This is a genomic window from Mycolicibacterium helvum (assembly GCF_010731895.1).
Classification (GTDB): domain Bacteria; phylum Actinomycetota; class Actinomycetes; order Mycobacteriales; family Mycobacteriaceae; genus Mycobacterium; species Mycobacterium helvum.
Genome location: NZ_AP022596.1, coordinates 6,335,478 through 6,352,263, shown reverse-complemented (window position 1 = coordinate 6,352,263; position 16,786 = coordinate 6,335,478). Strand labels below are relative to the sequence as shown.

General features: G+C 62.4%; 18 protein-coding genes. 11 read left to right on the top strand and 7 right to left on the bottom strand.

Features of this window, described 5'->3' with window-relative positions:
* Positions 1 to 107 precede the first annotated feature (107 nt).
* From G6N38_RS29910 to G6N38_RS29865, 10 genes are all read left to right on the top strand, one after another.
* Positions 108 to 362 carry a hypothetical protein gene (locus tag G6N38_RS29910; RefSeq protein WP_163751675.1) on the top strand — a complete coding sequence of 85 codons (255 nt, stop codon included), beginning with the start codon at positions 108 to 110 and terminating at the stop codon, positions 360 to 362.
* A complete protein-coding gene (locus G6N38_RS29905; RefSeq protein WP_163751674.1) occupies positions 359 to 1,027 on the top strand; it encodes a hypothetical protein in 669 nt (222 codons plus the stop codon). Before G6N38_RS29910 ends, G6N38_RS29905 begins: the two co-directional genes overlap by 4 nt.
* Positions 1,024 to 1,836 carry a hypothetical protein gene (locus G6N38_RS29900; RefSeq protein ID WP_163751673.1) on the top strand — a complete coding sequence of 271 codons (813 nt, stop codon included), beginning with the start codon at positions 1,024 to 1,026 and terminating at the stop codon, positions 1,834 to 1,836. Before G6N38_RS29905 ends, G6N38_RS29900 begins: the two co-directional genes overlap by 4 nt.
* A 355-nt stretch (positions 1,837 to 2,191) precedes the next feature.
* A complete protein-coding gene (locus G6N38_RS29895) occupies positions 2,192 to 2,773 on the top strand; it encodes a hypothetical protein (protein WP_163751672.1) in 582 nt (193 codons plus the stop codon).
* Positions 2,774 to 2,845: 72 nt separating this feature from the next.
* Complete coding sequence (locus G6N38_RS29890; RefSeq protein ID WP_163751671.1) at positions 2,846 to 3,115, top strand: hypothetical protein; 270 nt, start codon at positions 2,846 to 2,848, stop codon at positions 3,113 to 3,115.
* A gap of 36 nt (positions 3,116 to 3,151) precedes the next feature.
* The gene (locus tag G6N38_RS29885) at positions 3,152 to 3,925 is read left to right on the top strand and encodes a hypothetical protein (RefSeq protein WP_163751670.1); all 774 of its coding nucleotides are present in this window, start codon (positions 3,152 to 3,154) and stop codon (positions 3,923 to 3,925) included.
* A gap of 511 nt (positions 3,926 to 4,436) precedes the next feature.
* Entirely contained in the window at positions 4,437 to 5,561 is a 1,125-nt protein-coding gene (locus tag G6N38_RS29880) for a S1 family peptidase (RefSeq protein ID WP_163752600.1), read from the top strand.
* 84 nt (positions 5,562 to 5,645) lie between these two features.
* Positions 5,646 to 6,509 (top strand): TIGR02391 family protein, encoded by an 864-nt coding sequence (locus tag G6N38_RS29875; RefSeq protein ID WP_163751669.1) that lies wholly within the window; start codon positions 5,646 to 5,648, stop codon positions 6,507 to 6,509.
* The gene (locus tag G6N38_RS29870; RefSeq protein WP_163751668.1) at positions 6,506 to 7,042 is read left to right on the top strand and encodes a hypothetical protein; all 537 of its coding nucleotides are present in this window, start codon (positions 6,506 to 6,508) and stop codon (positions 7,040 to 7,042) included. The genes G6N38_RS29875 and G6N38_RS29870 overlap by 4 nt, the downstream gene beginning before the upstream one ends.
* 113 nt (positions 7,043 to 7,155) lie before the next feature.
* Complete coding sequence (locus G6N38_RS29865; RefSeq protein ID WP_163751667.1) at positions 7,156 to 7,437, top strand: hypothetical protein; 282 nt, start codon at positions 7,156 to 7,158, stop codon at positions 7,435 to 7,437.
* A gap of 128 nt (positions 7,438 to 7,565) precedes the next feature.
* Here G6N38_RS29865 and G6N38_RS29860 read toward each other — a convergent pair whose 3' ends face one another.
* The 4 genes from G6N38_RS29860 to G6N38_RS29845 all read right to left on the bottom strand — a co-directional run bounded on the left by G6N38_RS29860 (position 7,566) and on the right by G6N38_RS29845 (position 12,012).
* Positions 7,566 to 8,585, bottom strand: a complete 1,020-nt coding sequence (locus G6N38_RS29860; protein ID WP_246227528.1) for a site-specific integrase — start codon at positions 8,583 to 8,585, stop codon at positions 7,566 to 7,568.
* 250 nt (positions 8,586 to 8,835) lie between these two features.
* A complete protein-coding gene (locus G6N38_RS29855) occupies positions 8,836 to 10,116 on the bottom strand; it encodes an IS256 family transposase (protein WP_163751665.1) in 1,281 nt (426 codons plus the stop codon).
* Between the two features lie 352 nt (positions 10,117 to 10,468).
* Positions 10,469 to 11,167 carry a hypothetical protein gene (locus G6N38_RS29850; protein ID WP_163751664.1) on the bottom strand — a complete coding sequence of 233 codons (699 nt, stop codon included), beginning with the start codon at positions 11,165 to 11,167 and terminating at the stop codon, positions 10,469 to 10,471.
* Positions 11,164 to 12,012 (bottom strand): hypothetical protein, encoded by an 849-nt coding sequence (locus G6N38_RS29845; protein ID WP_163751663.1) that lies wholly within the window; start codon positions 12,010 to 12,012, stop codon positions 11,164 to 11,166. The genes G6N38_RS29850 and G6N38_RS29845 overlap by 4 nt, the downstream gene beginning before the upstream one ends.
* A gap of 79 nt (positions 12,013 to 12,091) precedes the next feature.
* Between G6N38_RS29845 and G6N38_RS29840 the strand changes: the two genes are divergently transcribed.
* Entirely contained in the window at positions 12,092 to 12,280 is a 189-nt protein-coding gene (locus G6N38_RS29840) for a hypothetical protein (RefSeq protein ID WP_163751662.1), read from the top strand.
* Positions 12,281 to 13,587: 1,307 nt separating this feature from the next.
* Here G6N38_RS29840 and G6N38_RS29835 read toward each other — a convergent pair.
* The 3 genes from G6N38_RS29835 to istA form a co-directional block, all read right to left on the bottom strand.
* Positions 13,588 to 14,130 carry a hypothetical protein gene (locus tag G6N38_RS29835; RefSeq protein WP_163751661.1) on the bottom strand — a complete coding sequence of 181 codons (543 nt, stop codon included), beginning with the start codon at positions 14,128 to 14,130 and terminating at the stop codon, positions 13,588 to 13,590.
* Positions 14,131 to 14,675: 545 nt separating this feature from the next.
* Positions 14,676 to 15,491: an IS21-like element helper ATPase IstB gene (gene istB / locus G6N38_RS29830; RefSeq protein WP_163749168.1), complete on the bottom strand. Its 816-nt coding sequence runs from the start codon at positions 15,489 to 15,491 to the stop codon at positions 14,676 to 14,678.
* The gene (istA, locus tag G6N38_RS29825; protein WP_163752597.1) at positions 15,491 to 16,705 is read right to left on the bottom strand and encodes an IS21 family transposase; all 1,215 of its coding nucleotides are present in this window, start codon (positions 16,703 to 16,705) and stop codon (positions 15,491 to 15,493) included. Before istA ends, istB begins: the two co-directional genes overlap by 1 nt.
* Positions 16,706 to 16,786: the final 81 nt, after the last annotated feature.

Genomic DNA, 16,786 nt, shown 5'->3' with positions numbered 1-16,786 from the left:
GTGTCTACCGTGTCCACTAAATCTGTTGGGGTACAACATATCTAGTTGACACGCCCGCCGCGGCTGCGGAGCTGCCCCGCTGCATTGTCATGTGTTCTCATGGTGTCGTGACCGCCACGATTTCGTGCACATATGCGACCGATCCCGGCACGCTGACCCCGGCGCAATGGTCGGGCCGGTTAGCCGCGCTGCGCTCCCGGGGAGCGACTGACACTGATATGCGGGTCGCAGAATGTCTCGCCGCCCTAGCGTATTGGCGAGTCCGGCGGGTGCTTGACGCCGACCGCGAGCATCTGAATCCGGCGCACGTGCCAGCTCTGACAGAACTGCTCGAGCACGCCCACCCGGCGGTGTCCCGATGACCGTCCGCGCCCACAATCGGACTCACGCCGCGCTCGCTGCCCGGCGTCCGAAGCCGGTGCCGGATTACAGCCAGGCAGAGCGGCGAGACCGGCGCCGTGCTGGACTCATCGTCGCTCTCGGCGGGGGCTGGAGTCTGACAGCCGAGATAGCCGCGATCTGTGACCCGTTGGCCCAGCGGGTCGGTACCTCGCCCGTTGCGGCCACGTACTGGCATCTGGTCGATGACCTAGCGCTGGGTGTGCACGGCTTGGTGCACGCCGCCGTCGGCTTGCTGGCCGAGCGTGACGCCCGGCGCAGGACCGCCCACCTCGGTATCGATCAACGGGGCCGCAGCATCCGCATTCTGGTCGACCTAACCGAGCGCCCCACGCTGCCCGAGGTCACCGACGATGCGCTGGCGGCGGGCACCTGGTCGGCGACTCTGATCCTGCTGGTCGAGCCCTACTCAACCGAGCTGGCCGACCTTCTCGGCAATGCGCTGACCTCGGCGGTGTCCGACCGAGTGCTGACCGCGCTGCGTGAAGTCGACCGCGCAGCGCTGGCCCTGGAGCGCCGCCTCGACCGCGACGAGAAGGCCCGCGCTCACCGAGCTGCAAAGAGTAAGCCCGCGACTGAAACCGAACGTGCGCGTGCCGAACTCGAATCACTGGGAGTGACACTATGACCGTCTCGTTGCCCGACTTCCCAGTCGATACGTACTCGGCCATGCTGCCGGTGCGTTTCGCGCCGCCGCCGCTCAATCCCTCACCCAACGGTCTGTATGCGGCAACCGAGTGGATACCGGAGTCTGGGCCGACTCGCTGGCTCGACAGCGGCATCGAAATGCGCCCCGTGGGCAACTACGGCGGCGGGCAGTCCTTTGGCGTCTGGGTGGCTGACTGGTGTGCCAGCCTGGACGATCTGACGCCGGAGGATCGCAAGGCGGCGCTGCGTCCCCAGATTGGCGACCCCTTCGCGGCCATGACGGTCTGGGCGGCAGACGAATGCGACCTGACCGCGCCCAGCCGAGCCGAGGTGAGACAGCGTGCCGCCCAGGTGTTTCGCCTCGAAGAACAGAACGCAGTCGAGCGCCAATTCGCGACAAGGCTGCTCGCCGACGCCGGTAGTCCGGGTAGCGCCGGTGATCTCGTTGACGCTGTTTCCGCGCTGGAGGACGCGTTGGGCCGCACCAACACTCTGGGGTTCGTCCACGCCTCGACGGGGTGGGCGGCACGGGCAGCTCGCGACAATCTGTTGACCCGCACCGGAACCGGCTTCACCACACCGCTCGGTCACCGTTGGGTGTTCGGCGGGGGATACATCGACGGCCTCGGCGACACCCTGGTGGCCACCAGTCAGCCGTTCGGTTGGCGCAGTGAGGTCCAGTTGCGTGATGCCATCGACGCCCACAACAACACGTTCATCGCGGTGGCTGAACGATCAGCTGTCATCGGCTACGAGAAGCTCGTCGGCGCAGCGACGGTGACGCCATGATCGCTGCGACTGCGGCCCTCGAAAGCGCCATGACTGGCGCCGACGAATATGTCGGGGCGCTCTGCTGGGAGTGCGGGGGGCCGTGCGCGACCTACAAGGGCTCGGTCCACGGGTGGCGGTGCTTGGCCTGCATCGGGCGATACCTCGACGCCAGCGCCGCGCGGGCCGACGCCAAAGACCGCAAAGAGCGGGAACGCTTGCTGCACAGACTATCTCGCGCCAACTACACAGACTCGACTCCGGTCAGTGGTGGTCGGCGCCGGGACGGTGGCGGACCTGCGTTGTGTACCGCGCCACCGTCCCGACGCCGACCGATCCAACACGCAATAACCGCCAGCACAGACGGAGCACACCGGTGACCCGATCCAGGCCGCTCACGCTGGCGGATCTCAGCGCCGCCGACCGGGAACACCTGGACCTGTGTGTTCATGAGGCGTCCCACGCTGTGGTCGGAGTTGCTCTCGGGGCACAGCTGCATCGCGCTGTAGTCGCCGGTGGTCGCGTCACCGGCATGCACGGTCTCACCAGGTTTGAGCCCGACGACTTTCCCGAGCATCGCAATGCCGAGGTGGCGTACGCGGGACCGTACGGCGAGGCGAAGTTCGGCGCTGGGGGTCGCTGCCCGAGCCAGCGCCAGGTGTTCACAGCATTGCGGACCACCGGCCATGACGACGATCGGGTGCTGATCGCGAGTGCTCCCGCTGACGGTTGGCACACCGGGCGTGACGTCGTGCCGCTGCTGGAGAGATGTTGGCCCGCAATCATCAGGACAGCCCAGAAGCTCCTCGCTCATGGCGAGGTCCGCCACGCCGACGTGCTCGCCGCCCTCGACATCACCGACGGCGGCGGGCACACGTCAGCGCAGCTGGCGTGTCTTCGCTCCGGCTTGCGGTCTGTACCGCCGATGACTGCGAAGAAGAAGCGCGTGCCCGCCTGACAGCGGGCCGATACCCGACAACCACGGGCCTCACCACCTCACCCAACGACAGCACAACCGAGGAGCCCCGCCATGACCGTAAACACCGCCACTGAAGCCAGCCCGTTCCATGACTTCTGGCTGACCGACTACTGCCCAGGCTGTAACCCGCTGGGGCACAACGCCGACAGCCGGACACGCGCGGCCACGCTGACGGAGCCCGACGCCGTCACCTGGCACGGCGGCAAGGCCCTGATTTGCGATTACTTCTGCGTCGCCTGCGGGAATCAGCGGACGCGTGCCGACCTGTGGACCGCCAAAGCGGCAGGGATCAAACCACCGAAGACGCGGAAGGTCGCGTGAAGGCGTCAACGCGGTCGCATTCGCTACGGTGCAGCAGTGGGTGACGAACGTCAGGAAGAGAAGTACCTGCGGGTGCTCATCGAGCTTCTGCACAACGTCGAGCTAGAACAGTTCGACCGTGACGGACGCCAGCGGGCAGTCGACTACGTGTTCACCTCATCCGAAGGTGCGACCGGGGCTGTGGAGATGACCACCTATCGCGATGGACGGGCTGCGGCGCTGCAATCCAAGCTGAACGCCGACGGTGAAACGATCACCGTTGATAGTCCTCGTGGGTGGATGGTCAGGGTTGAGCTTCGCACGAGAATCGATCAGCTGCGAAAGCGACTGCCTGCGGTTATCGCTGCATGTGACCGTCACGGGGTCGATGACCCCGTGCAACTACCGCTCAGTGAGGACAGCGAAGACGTTCAGTGGTTCATCGAGTCGGATCTCGGGCTGTCGCCCAGCGCGATGGCCGCTCCCGGCGCCGTAGCTGTGCGGATGCCGCCAACCGTAGGCTTTCCCCGCGATGAGAATCTGGACCACGATTTGCACCGAATGCTCTCGAACCCACGCATTACGTCGAAGCTGAACAAGCTCCGAGACCACGACGGCGTCACCGAACGGCACCTCGCCGTCGGCGTCCACCACTATGGGCCGGGGTTCGATCTGTTCGACCAGTTGCTTTCGCCGAGCGGCTATGTGCCTGAGTACGCGCCAGGGGAGCACTTCGCCGCGACGCACCTCTGGGTCACCGGAGGCTATCGGCAGGTGCTCACATGGAGCCGCCGCGCCGGGTGGGCTTGGAAGCCATTCCCGCCCGCTTGACCAGCGGGGCCAGGCGCACCCCAAACTGCCCGAACATCCGTTCGTCAGTGGGCCGCCAGTGTCCCACTACGCGACCGAACCCCATAGACGCGGTGGCACCGGGTGGACACGGCCACCAACGCTGACCTGCACGCGGTGGACACGCCAGAACGTGTGTTCACTTTCTCCGGTCCCTTTACACACCAGCGGTCGGCGGTTCGATACCGTCCGCGCCCACCATCAAATCCTCAGTTCAGGGCTTTGCAAGTTGGCTTCTCCTCAGAATCCTGAACCCCCGTTGTGCCAAGAGTGTGCCAACAGTTTGCGAGTGCTGGGTTGGGTGTGTCAGCGCGCATTCGCTTGCGGCCCACCTACGGCACAGCGGCATGTCGAAGCACGAGAACTCGGCCAGCCGCCAGTAGCGTCGATGGCCATGGCGGATACCGACGATGAGGCGGCCGTGCCTCCGCGACCGGCACAGACACTTGCCGAATTGAAACCGGGCACACCTGACTGGCGCGTCATCGTAGCGATGTGTGCCCACCAATTCTTCAGCGTTGCACATGATCCCCAAGTCGCCGAAGCGATCGGCAAACCTATCCCTCCGGCTGGCGACTCATCGGCGACGGCCGGAGACCCGCGCAATGCGATGCCGTTCGATCCGTGGAGCATCCTGGATTTCTCCCGATATCTCGACGCTCAGCGAGTACCGAGTGCGAATAACGCGATCCAACTCACCAAGCTGCTCAGTGAACTCGAACGCGCTGGGCTCCTGTGGTTGGTAGGCCGCGACCCTCAACTGCCAATCATGGGCGAGCGCTACTACTCCACGGGCCACATTTCGAAGGGGCAGCTAGGCGGAAACCTCTGGTTATCGCCGGTGTTCGGAGCTGCGCTGATCATCCCGAGCTACCGGGCGGTGACGTTGCAGCTGGCCGGTCACGATGAGCATGGTGACCCGGTCGGCAGCTGGGGTACAGGCCTAATCATTGACAACAAGCATGTCGTCACCAACAAGCACGTCGTGACCGGACTCGTCGGCAGGAGCGCGGGCCTGACGGTGTCTCCCGCAGGCGACCTGTCCAAAGCAGAGAAAGTGTCCGTCGTCGGTACAGCTCACCCACATCACACACTCGACGTCGCCGTGATCGAGTTCGACATGCCTGAAGGCAAGTTGATCCCTCGCCTTGGTGGCATGGGGTTTCGTGACCCCGACTGGGCCGATGAGGTCTTCGTTTTCGGCTACCCGCGGGTGCCAATGACGGCAGAGATGGCGATCACGGTACAGCGCGGCGAGGTGGTCAACCCGGCCGCTTTGACGTTCGAGCGGCAGAAGATATTCCTGTATTCGGCGATCGCACGCCCCGGTAACAGCGGTGGACCGATCGTTGCGCAGGACGGGCGGGTCATCGGTCTAGTTGTCGAAGACAGCGGAACGTCCACACGCGCCGGTGCAGGCGGCGACGACCAAATAGAGCCACCACCGCGCTCCACGCCCGAACGGCTCGAACGCCTAGACCGCGACGTCGCGGAGCTGAAAGAGAAGGCGTTCGCCCCGTCGTTCTATCGCGGTATCCCGTCGAGCGAGGTCGTCCGCGCGCTCGATGAGATGGGTTTCGGCGGCATTCTCGAGATGGATGCGCTCCCCGGAACGTAGCCCGCGTGTGTCCGCTCTAGGCGAACGCAGCAGCGGTATGTCGTGGTGTGGTAGTCGGCACGGTCGAAAGTAGCGTCTTTAACCATGGCGGACGCAGACCGCAACCCCACCTATCTTCGCGACCTTGCCGGGCATGTCGCGGTATTCAGGGACGCGTTCCGGTCGTTCCTCGAACTTCACACGCCGACTTATAGAGGACCTGGTGTCGGTATCTTCCCGGCCGTTTCCCCGCTAGACGAGTCCGATCCGGCAGAGATCGAAGTCCGCCGTGCCCGAACGTTCGAGGCGGCGGGCCGCGCCCGTCGTGCACCTGCGCTGACCGGCTGCGTTTTCGGCGTCCGAGACCCCGCCGGTGGCAAGCCCGACGTAGTTGACCCGATCGCAGCCTGGCACACCGTGACGCAACCGAAGCCTTTGCTTGAACCGGCCAACATCATCGACGCCTGCGATCAGATGATCGGGTCGTTGGAGGACATGGCGGCCCAAGCCGAGGCCGAGGCACCGCCTACGGTCGACGTTGCTCAGATGCATCCAGCGGTGTGGGGTCAGGCGGCACGGCTATGGCGGGACGGCCACTATCGGCACGCGGTGCAGGCGGCCGCGGATGGCGTCGTGCAATTGGTCAAGTCGCGGACGGGCGGACCGGAACTCGACGATACGACCCGGTGGAATCAAGCCTTCTCCGAGAAGGACCCTGAACCGGGCAGGCCGAGGCTGCGGTGGCCAGCCGACCAGACCGACCGGACCGTGGTTTCGATGAACGACGGACTGCGCCGGTTTGCCCCAGGTGCGCAAATGACGATCCGGAACCCGGCGACACACGGTCCGGGCGAGATGACCCCGCAGGAGGCCGTCGAACGGCTATCGGTTCTCAGCCTGCTTGCACGATGGGTCGACGCGTGTGACCTCATCGAGGCACCTCATGCGTCAGTCAGGGACCTGTCATGACCATCGCCGCGTTCATACTCGGTCTACTGGGGTTCGGCGTTGCCGTCTCCTCGTTGACCTGGCAGGTGTACACCTTCCTCATGCAGGGCGCGCGGCCCAAGCTGACACCGGTCGTCGGCTACCACTACGGCGGCGGATTGCTGACGAACGACGCGAGCCGCGACGTACGGGAGTCGCTCCGCACGTCCATCTCGCAGTTTCCACAGGGCGGGCAGTTTGTCGTCGGCGTCAACATCGTCAACGCGGGACGCGCACCTTTCCACGTCGCGAAGTGGGCATTAAGAGCCGACCCCGCCCGCACCTCGTTTGTCTCCGTTGACGACCCACTGGGGTGCCCGTCGGTCCCGCACGACATCGCACCCGGCGCGGAAGCGACGTTCTTCACCGGCGTCGTAAATATCCGCGCGCTGTCCGCCGCCAGCGGAGTGATCGATCCACGCCGACAACGCATCATCGCGACTGTAGAAAGCGGCGGGCGGACCTACACGTCCAAACCCATTGCGTCGGCGAATCTAGCCATCGGCTCGGCGTAGCGGTCGACTTTCCATCTAGGGATCAAACAGCGTCAGCCCGTCTAGAGCTCCGCCCTAACGCTAATGCTGACACGAGGAGTGCGGCGCCGACCCCCGCGGTGGTGATGGCCCATGTGCGTCGCGTCCTGATTGCTCCGACGCAGTCAGGCGGCGGACCTGACGGGTCCGGGTTCGAGAGTCGCATCTCGGCGTATCGATCAAATGATTGTTCGTCGATTTTCATGGTGGTGCCGCACGACAACGTTAATCCGTCGCTGTCGCTCGCTGATATCGGAACGGCGACGATGAACACTATGCCGATCGATACTGCGATCACGCCGATGACGGCGAAGAACCAGCACAGTGCCCACGTCGCGCTTCCCCGAGTCATGTCGGGCATCGTAACGGTTACATGACACGTTGCCTGCCACATGGTGAAGTCAAAGGTCGTAACTGATTACTCCTGTGCTGGCTGTATTTCGGAGCGCCTCAGAGTCACGTGCGGCCCTTGATTCTTCGCTATCAGCCATCCAGCGTGCCCCGTCTATCGCAGTTCGGTCGCACGAGTCCGACCCATCAGTGCGTCGCCGGCCGCCGCCAAAGCATCGTCATAGACGTGCCCGTACACCCGCAGTGTGATGGCAGGATCGTGGCCCAGCCACTTCGCAGTCGCGATCGCGGTGGTGCCACCGTCGAGCAGCATGGTTGCAGCTGTGTGGCGGACGTCGTGTAGCCGAATTGCAGGCACCCCAGCAGATTTCGACTGGCGCGCAAATTCCGACGAGTAGGTTTCTGGTCGAATCGGTGAACCGTTCTCGTTGACTGCAACCAGTCCGCTGTCTTGGTAACCGTTCCCGAACGCGAGCCGCTCAGCGGCCTGCTGAACCTTAAACGTGCGTAATGCGGCGAAGATGTCGGGAGGCATCGGCAGCACGCGCCGTGATCGCTTCGACTTGGGATCACCTGTCACCGTTCCAACACCTTGGACGACAACGCGCCCCCGGGCCACTGTCACCGTGCCCACATCGAAGTCCACATCAGACCACCGCAGTCCCAGGATTTCTGATCGCCGCAGCCCTAGGAGGGTCAGCAGCCAGCATGCTGCCAGTCGATCATCTCGGATGTGGTCCCGGAACTGCGTCGCTTGTTGAGGTGTCCACGTGGCCATCTCGTGGTGCTTGATGGCTGGACGCTTGACCATGCGTGCGACGTTGCGGGTCACTAAGCCCTGTCTCATCGCATCGTCGAGCGCCGCTGACAGGACAACCAGCATGCTCACCACCGTTCGCGCTGTGACTCCGCCGGGGACCTTCGGGCGCTGAGGATCCGCCGGTTGTGTCGCGACGTAACGGCCTCGGGCTGGCTTCAGCATGTCGCCGCTTGCCACCAGACGATCCAGCGCCTTTATACCCGAATTGCCCAGAGCGGCATACATATCCGAGTACTGCGCCCCTTCGGGGTGGCTGCGGAGGAATGCGAGCACCTCGGCTGAGCGTCGACCCCGTCTTTCCCGTTGCGCGACGGGCTTCCCTTCGAGCCGAAGAATGACCAATGCGTCGATCATCGGCGCCATTCGATGTCGCCGTCACGCAGACGTCCTGCGTTGGGACAGCAGCTCTTGTTCCTACCCTCATGTCCTTTATCCAACGCTCTCCATCGTCATGATCTGCCCATCGCGCCACACATTCATACATGCCAAGGCGTCCCAAACTCCCTGTCTCCATTACGCTTACACCAATACGTCTCATCCGTCTCACCCCCAAGTTCCTACTGGCACGGGACTATCTCGTTAACGGTGTTTCCGGCGGTTTTCATCAGTAGGTTTCGGCTGCCGGGAATCGGTCGCCGAAGGTGATTGCGAACGCATTCAGGGCAGGTTTCCACCGCATCGTCCATCGTGCCCTGCCGACGCCGGTCGGGTCTAGAGATCGGGTCACCAGATAAAGGCACTTCAGGGCGGCCTGCTCGGACGGGAAGTGTCCGCGGGCCTTGATCGCGCGGCGGTAGCGGGCGTTGAGCGACTCGATCGCATTGGTCGAGCAGATCACTCGGCGGATCTCCACGTCGTAGTCCAGGAACGGGATGAACTCGTTCCAGGCGTTGTCCCACAATCGGATCACTGCCGGGTAGCGCTGCCCCCATTTCTCGGCCAGCTCGTCAAACGCCGCACGGGCCGCGGTAGCGTTGACTGCGGTGTAGATCGGCTTCACGTCCCGCTTGATCTCGTCCCAGTACTTACGGGAAGTGAGCCGAAACGTGTTGCGCAACAGGTGAATGATGCAGGTCTGCACGATGGCCTGTGGCCAGACGTTGCCGACCACCTCGGGCAGTCCCTTGAGGCCGTCGCAGACGACGAAGAACGTGTCCTTGACGCCGCGGTTGCGCAGGTCGGTGAGCACGCTCATCCAGAACTTGGCGCCCTCCCCGCCGATGCCGGCCCACAATCCGAGGATGTCGCGTTCCCCGCCGAGGGTCACTCCGATCGCGGCGTAGAAGGGGCGGTTGGCGACCTGGCCGTCGCGGACCTTCACCACGATCGCGTCGATGAACACGGCGGCGTAGGTCTCATCAAGGGGTCGCACCGCCCAGTCGTTCATCTCCTCAATCACCTTGTCGGTGATCCGGCTGATCGTCTCCTTCGAGACCGACGCACCGTAGATCTCAGCGAAGTGCGCCGAAATCTCCCCGGTAGTCAGCCCTTTCGCGTAGAGCGAGAGTACGACTTCGTCGACACCGCAGAGCCGGCGCTGACGTTTCTTGACGATCTGCGGCTCAAAAGTCGCGGCCCGATCCCGCGGCACCTCGAGCTCGACTGCGCCGGTAGTGTCGGTCAGCACCGTCTTGGTCCGGGTGCCGTCACGGACGTTGCCCGTCCCCGCCCCGGGCGGGTCGTTCTTTTCATAACCGAGATGCTCGGTCATCTCCTCATTGAGAGCGGTCTCCAGGACCGTCTTGGTCAGCTGCTTGAGCAACCCGTCAGGCCCGATCAGCGACAGGCCCTGCTCCCGGGCCAGCCGGACTAGCTCGACCGCAGCCTTCTGCTCCGCGGACTGCTCAACCGCCTTCTTCTTCGCCACATCGTCCAGTGTCGTCATCACGGCACCTTTCTCACCGAGCATCGCTCAGCGTGTCAGGCCCGAAACACCGTTAAATCCACAGTCCCAGTCCAAGTCGATTTCCACTCCTGGACTTTGGGTTAGCACGTTTCTCGACTACTGACATTCGAGATTTGGTGGAAGCCAGGGGAGTTGATGGTGGCTACGACTCATCGACGGTGAAGTACGCCTTGATGAACAAGTTTCGCGTACCCGAGCCGACCACTCGCCGGCAGATCGCACTCGGCCAGTCAATGCGGTTTGAACTCGGCGTTCTACCGCGATCCGAGGGCGTGATCACAGAGGAAGGTCATCTGACGCTGACCCTCCCGTACCTCATTCCGAACCGGGTCTAAGAACAGAACAGCGTGGCGTAGTCAGCCCTGAACTGGCCGTCCCCCATGTAATCCTCTGGAAGCGCGGCGTATCCGAGTGCGATCGTGTCCCGCGTGCTGATCACTATGGAGTACATCGAGATCGCTTGGATGTATTTGATGTACTGGTCCACGTCCATGTTGACTTTGTCGCCGAGGGTCAGCTCAAGCCCAGGTGCATCGTGAAGGAACTTCTCATCGACGCGGCCTGCGTTGTGGGCCCAGATATTTCGGATGGCTTCGGCTTCTTTGAACGCGGTGAGTAGGTTGGGCGGTATGTCGCCATGACGAGCAAGTGGCTCGAGGATTGCCTCGAACTTGGTTAGTGAGGTCTTTCGCTTTGACCGCGACTTGTTGAAGATCTTGACGTACTGAGACTGAGCCTCCTGCGCTGAGATTGTCCGCATCAGCACTCCCTTGCAGAAATCCTCGAAGAATGCTTCGAACCCTGCCCATAGCGCGAGGAGCATCAGACCGCGAAGATATTCGAATTGGGCTCCTGTATCTTTGCGCGGCTTTTCATGCATGCCGATAGTGCGCCCCAAGTTATGGGCGTCGTTAGCCAATTTGATTCCACCAAAGGCAGACACGCTGAAATGCGTAAATTCACCTATCAGCTCTGTAAACCGTTGGAACGCCAGCTGTGCCGGATCGACGGCTGAGTCATCCTCGCTCATTTCTGCCTCCGTTCCGCTTTTACGCTTTTCTGCAGCTCATAGGCAGATAGAGCGCTAGGATACAGTTGGTCAAAAGATGACTTGAACATGTTCACGCCGCCGTGGCATTCCATCGCTGGCAGCCCGTGCTTACTGCGAAAGCGGTTGATGATGATTGTGGCGTAGGTGTTTTGTGCCAGGATGTACGTCCCGAGCATCTTTAGGTCGACCTTGACCGTGTCTCCGATCTGGACCCCGAGTCCAGGCGCTTGTCTCATCAGCACGTCGTCGGCCCGCCCGCTATTGTGTGCCCAGACATTGCGGACCTGCTGCGCCTCCATGAGCGCCTTCGCGAGGTCACGCGGGACCTGATCCCCGAGGTCGGCGAGTCGCAGTTGGTCTTCGTATTTGCCGTCGCCGTCCTCGGTCAGCGGCCCGCGCTGGCCGTTCACAACTTTGTCGATGATCTCCTCCCGACTGTCGTCCGGGGATAGATTCTTCTCTGCCACTTTCCTTGTTGTTCTGGCGAACTCAGGCTTTGCGAGGAGTGCGGGTTCTGCTCGCAAGGCGGCTTTCGTTGCCTCCTCGATGAACGCTTCGAATGCACCCCAGGAGGCCAGAAGGCACAGGACGTGGAGCGTCTCATGCTCGCGGTCGATGACGTTCTTACAGGCGTCATAGGTTTGACCGGCGATCATGCCGAGTATGCGGTTGATATGTGCCCACTTATCCGTGTCCACAGAATCGACGACATACTTGAACGCGTGCGGTACCGCCGCGGTGAGTTCTAGCGTGTCGTTAAAGATGGTCAGCCAACCATCGAACGCTTGCCATACCCCAGTCTCTAGTGCTTCAGTCTCAAGCATTCGACCAGTGTCTCATGTAGCGCAACTGATTATTCGATCGCTATTGGCAAACTCAAAGCGTTGAAACACATTAAAGGGAATGACTAAGTATCAATACTCCAACGACACCGATTCAGACCTCGTCATCGTTGGAGTTGGCGTCGTAAATGCTGGCGGCGCAATCGGATCCGATGAGCCTATTGAGAACCCTAACCTGACGATCATCGATACCGCTAAGAAGAAACCGATAAACAAGGAACCAGGTGATGTCGAGCAAGCTCAGCAGTAATAGACAGTCAGGCGTACTTGCGCTGATCCTTGCTTGCTAATGCACCCCTGCTGATGTCGTACGGAAGGAGTACGTGTTGGCCGCGGAATCCACGGCATTATTGGGCCATACCTTCATTCGACGAAGGGCTAGCGACGCGTTGTGTGGTCCACGACGACAAACCTTTCGGGCGTGGAGCACTAGAGGGTGTCGCGGTCCTCGGCGGCGCCCAGCCCGACGGATGAACCGTCAGACGCTTCCAGCGGCCTGCGGGCCACTGCTGATCGTCGACGTCCAGACTCTCGCCACTGAAGGTGGGTGTTCCTCGCCGCTGGATCAGCTGGCCGTCACTAGTCTCGATCTCAAAATAGATGTCGGTTGTGGCCGGCTCAGCCCTCAACTTTTGATCCGCAAACTGAGCGACCATCGAGTCGTACTGAGCTTGCCGATTGCAAACGGACAACGGCCCCTGGCCCAAGGCCGTGACGGTGATCTTCTCCCAGTGGCCGGGCGGATACGAATGGCTCCCGGCCGATCCAGAGGGAACCATCTTTGTCAAAGAGGGCCGGTCCGTCCCAGACTTCCTTGTAAGGCTTCTTGGAGAGCGCGACGCTGAAGTTCATGGGCTCCAGTTGGAATAGTCGCTGCGTTGGCCTGCCGGAAGGCGCCTGGTCTGGACGGGCCGGGGTAAGGCCCAGATTGAGAACACTTTTGGGAACACAACGCTGCGAAACTGGCCCAAACGGATGGGACCCAGCGGTACTGAGCGGACCTAAGCAACCGATTGACCAGTGGTTATGGAATCTGGCGTAGCGACGAAAACGCCCGGTGCGTAGCTCATAACCAAGAGGCCGCGCTCGGATCGTGGTCGTCTGCTGTTCACATATTTGGCGACTGAAAAATAGTTCGAAAGAGCAGGGCCAGGCTAATCCCGGGGCGATAATGATCAGGAAGTCGATTGTGTCTTTGGGGCCTGATTCGCCACCACGACTGTCAGGGTCAGTGGGTTCGATCGCGCTCGATCCGTTCGGCAAGTTCTTGGCCTTCCTCCAGTGTTGATGCGTAACGCGTGACCGTCCTTGCGCCTGGTGGAGGCGGTTCGAGGAATTTTCTTGGCTTAGGCCAGCCGAGGTGTTGGAGAACCTCCCATCGCTCTTGCCCGGCACCCTTGTGAACTATGTAGGACGTACCGTCCTCGGATGTCGGCGTACCGTACTCGTTCTCGCCGAACTGGATCCATTCCATGGTCGAAATTGAAGCAGCTATTTTCGGTGACTGCGTGCCAATTGTCATACCCGAGCTATCTAGCTTCGAGTGCGCCGAGTTGCTCAAATGTTCGGTGCATGAGCGTTGTCGACGGCAACGGAGGTTGTCGAGGGACAGACAAATGACCTATGAACCACGCGGTACAACCCGGCGTCGGGATTAGGATACCGGGCGCCTTTGGGGAGAGGAGTTTGGTCGATGGGCAGGAAAAAAACCCTGCGAACGCCGCGGTACAGCTTGGAGCCAACCCAGCGAACGGCGTCGTACAGCATGTTGTACGGCTTGGTGCGAGTCAGTCGCTCGGGTCCGACCAAAACCAGTCTGACGCTGTAGGCCTTGCCTGGCTTGAATTTGCTGACGTTGATGACCGCGTCGTAGGTGAGGATTTCGTCAGCAACCCAGAGATTATCCACGGTGTAATAGTCAAGCGGCAGCCACACTCGCTCCTCATCGAGCAGAGGACTCGATCGATCAGTGTTCGCTATGTCGCGCATGTCCGTCAGCGTCTTAGGCGGCTTCGGCCATAAAATGTTCGCCGCGTCCTCGGGTTTTTCGTCATACGGGCAGACAAGTAGTTGAACCGCATGGATGTGCTTCTTGAACATGGAACGATTGTCAAGGGAGGTGTGGACTATGAGCTGGCCGTCGTTCACTTTCCCAAGAGTCAGACCCAACACGAGGTAGGCCTTCTGCAGGCGATGGTGTTGTCGCCAGGCTATGACCAAAGTCGTAATGAGGGTCAGTCCAGCGACGATCGCTGTCGCGATATTTGCGGGGTTCATATGCTTTTTGCGCCGCCCACTCGCTGCCCTTATTGGTCCCGATCACCTTCATTAGATCGCGTTTCGCATGTTGTCGATATAGCTATTGGCTGAGAATGTCGCGGCGTATGCGGTGGTCACGTTGACTTCGCCTGTGTTGGTGCGGGCCACCAGGATCACACGCCCTGCACCGCTGCCGTCCCCGAGGCCGTCTTCACGGTGCGGACATAGGCGACCCGCGCACCCTACGACCTCGCTTTAGTGTTCAAATTCCGACCGATTCGCAAGCAAAACTTCAGGTCAGCCGGCCACTGTCATCCCAGACCCCGAACGGTTGTCGGCTCCGGTTGAATCCTGAGCAGCCTGCTCCGGTTGAAAAATGAGCAGGTTTACGGGGTTGAGTCTGCCTGACGATCGGCTTCCACGGAGGGCAGGGACTCGATCGCGGTGTGTTTGATGCGGTAGCTGGCACCTTTGAGGGCGATGACGTCGGCGTGATGCACGATCCGGTCGATCATCGCCGAGGCGATGGTGGCCTCGCCGAAGACCTGTCCCCAGCGGGAGAACGGCAGGTTGGAGGTCAGCACGATCGAAGACTTCTCGTATCGGGTGGAGACCAGCTGGAAGAACAGATTGGCCGCTTCGGTGTCGAACGGGATGTAGCCGACCTCGTCGATCACGATGAGCCCGTAGCGGCTGATTTTGCGCAGTTCGGCCTCGAGGCGGTTGGTTCGGTGTGCTTCGGCCAGGCGGGTGATCCAACCGGTGGCCGGGGCGAAAGCGACGCGGTGCCCGGCGTGGGCGGCCGCGATCGCCAGCGCGGTGGCTAGATGCGTTTTGCCGGTGCCCGGTGGGCCGAGCAGGACGATGTTGCGAGCTTCGGCCAGCCAGCCGCCGGCTTCCAGGCGGGCGATCTGAGCGCGGTCGACGGCGGGTTGGGCGGTGAAGTCGAAGTCGGTGATCGTCTTGATCGCCGGGAATCCCGCGTATCGGATGCGTTGCCGCGCTCCGGATTCCGCACGCGCATTGGACTCGACGGCGAGCACTGCTCCGAGGTAGTCCTCCAGTGACCAGCCGGCGTCGCGGCCCTGTTCGGCCAGCCGGTGGTAGTGCTCGGCGATGCGCGGGGCCTTGAGCAGACGGGCTTGATGGGCGATGAGCTTGTCGGCGTCACCGGGCGCCGAGGGCGTGCGCTTGGCAGGCATCAGGCGACCTCCCCGGTCCCGAACCGCGCGTCGTAGGCACTCAGATCGGCCACCTCGACGTCCACCGCCAAATGCGACCCCGCGGCGGGACGAGCACGGAACTGCTCCCGCAAGACCGCCGCGGCCGCGAGATGTTCCGGGTCGGTGACCAGACCCGAACTACCCCAAAGCCTTTCGTGATCGGCGACCACCCGGTCACCGCATCGGGCGGTGATCCGGTCCAGGGCGGTGGTGACGGTGATCATCCGTCCGATCACCTCCGGATGCACCGAGTAGGTGTTTCCGCCGGAACTGACGTAGTAGTCGCGACCCAACCGCGTCGTGACCGTCGTCCCCACCGCGGGGGCTACCGGCGGCAGTGCGATCATCGCCGCCCGATCCGCCGCGAGTGCATCGGCGGGAATCAGGCCGGTGGTCGCGTGGGTGCGCAGGTTGGCGATCGCGGCCAGCCACGCCCACAACTGGGTGTTGAAGTCCGCCGGCGAGCAGAACGTCCGGCCAGGCAGGAACGAGGTCTCCAGATAGCCGTTGGCCCGTTCCACCAGGCCCTTGGATTCGGGATCGTACGGGCGGGTCTGGATCAGTCGTGTGGCCAGCACGCCACAGAAGCCAGCCACCCCCTCGGCTAGGCGGCCGCGTTGACCGATACCGGACTCGTTGTCCCACAACAGTGTTCGGGGCACCGCGCCGACACCCTGAAGCAGTTGCCACATCCCGGCCAGCAGATCACCGGTGACCCGCGACGGGATCATCATCGCGGCGATGAACCGCGAATAGGCGGCCACCATCACCAGGACCGGGAACGACCGCAGCACCCCGGCGTGATCGGGCACCAGCGCCCCGGGGAACCACAAGTCGCACTGCACCTGCTCACCAGGCAGGTGCACCAGTCGGTCGCACGGATCGGCCGGGGCGTACTCCGGGCGGATCCGCGCGACGTTCTCGGCGAACCAGGAATGCCCGCCGGTCCAGCCCACCCGCTCGGCCAGGACCGTGGCCGGCATGGTCGGGTATTGACCCAGCAGTACCCGTACCGCCATCTCGATCTGCGCCCACGCCGACATCCGCGACGGTGCGCGTTCATAGCGCGGTGGCGCTTCTGTGCTGATCGCCTTGGCCACGGTGTTCCGCGACAGCGACAACCGGCGCGCGATCGCAACCTGTGACAGGTTCTCCGACCGATACAGCCGGCGAATCTCCGCCCAATCCTCCACAGTGATCACTCTCCAATCAGAAGGGTGCTCACTTTTCGACCGGAACTACCTGCTCACTTTTCGACCGGAGCCGACAACGGT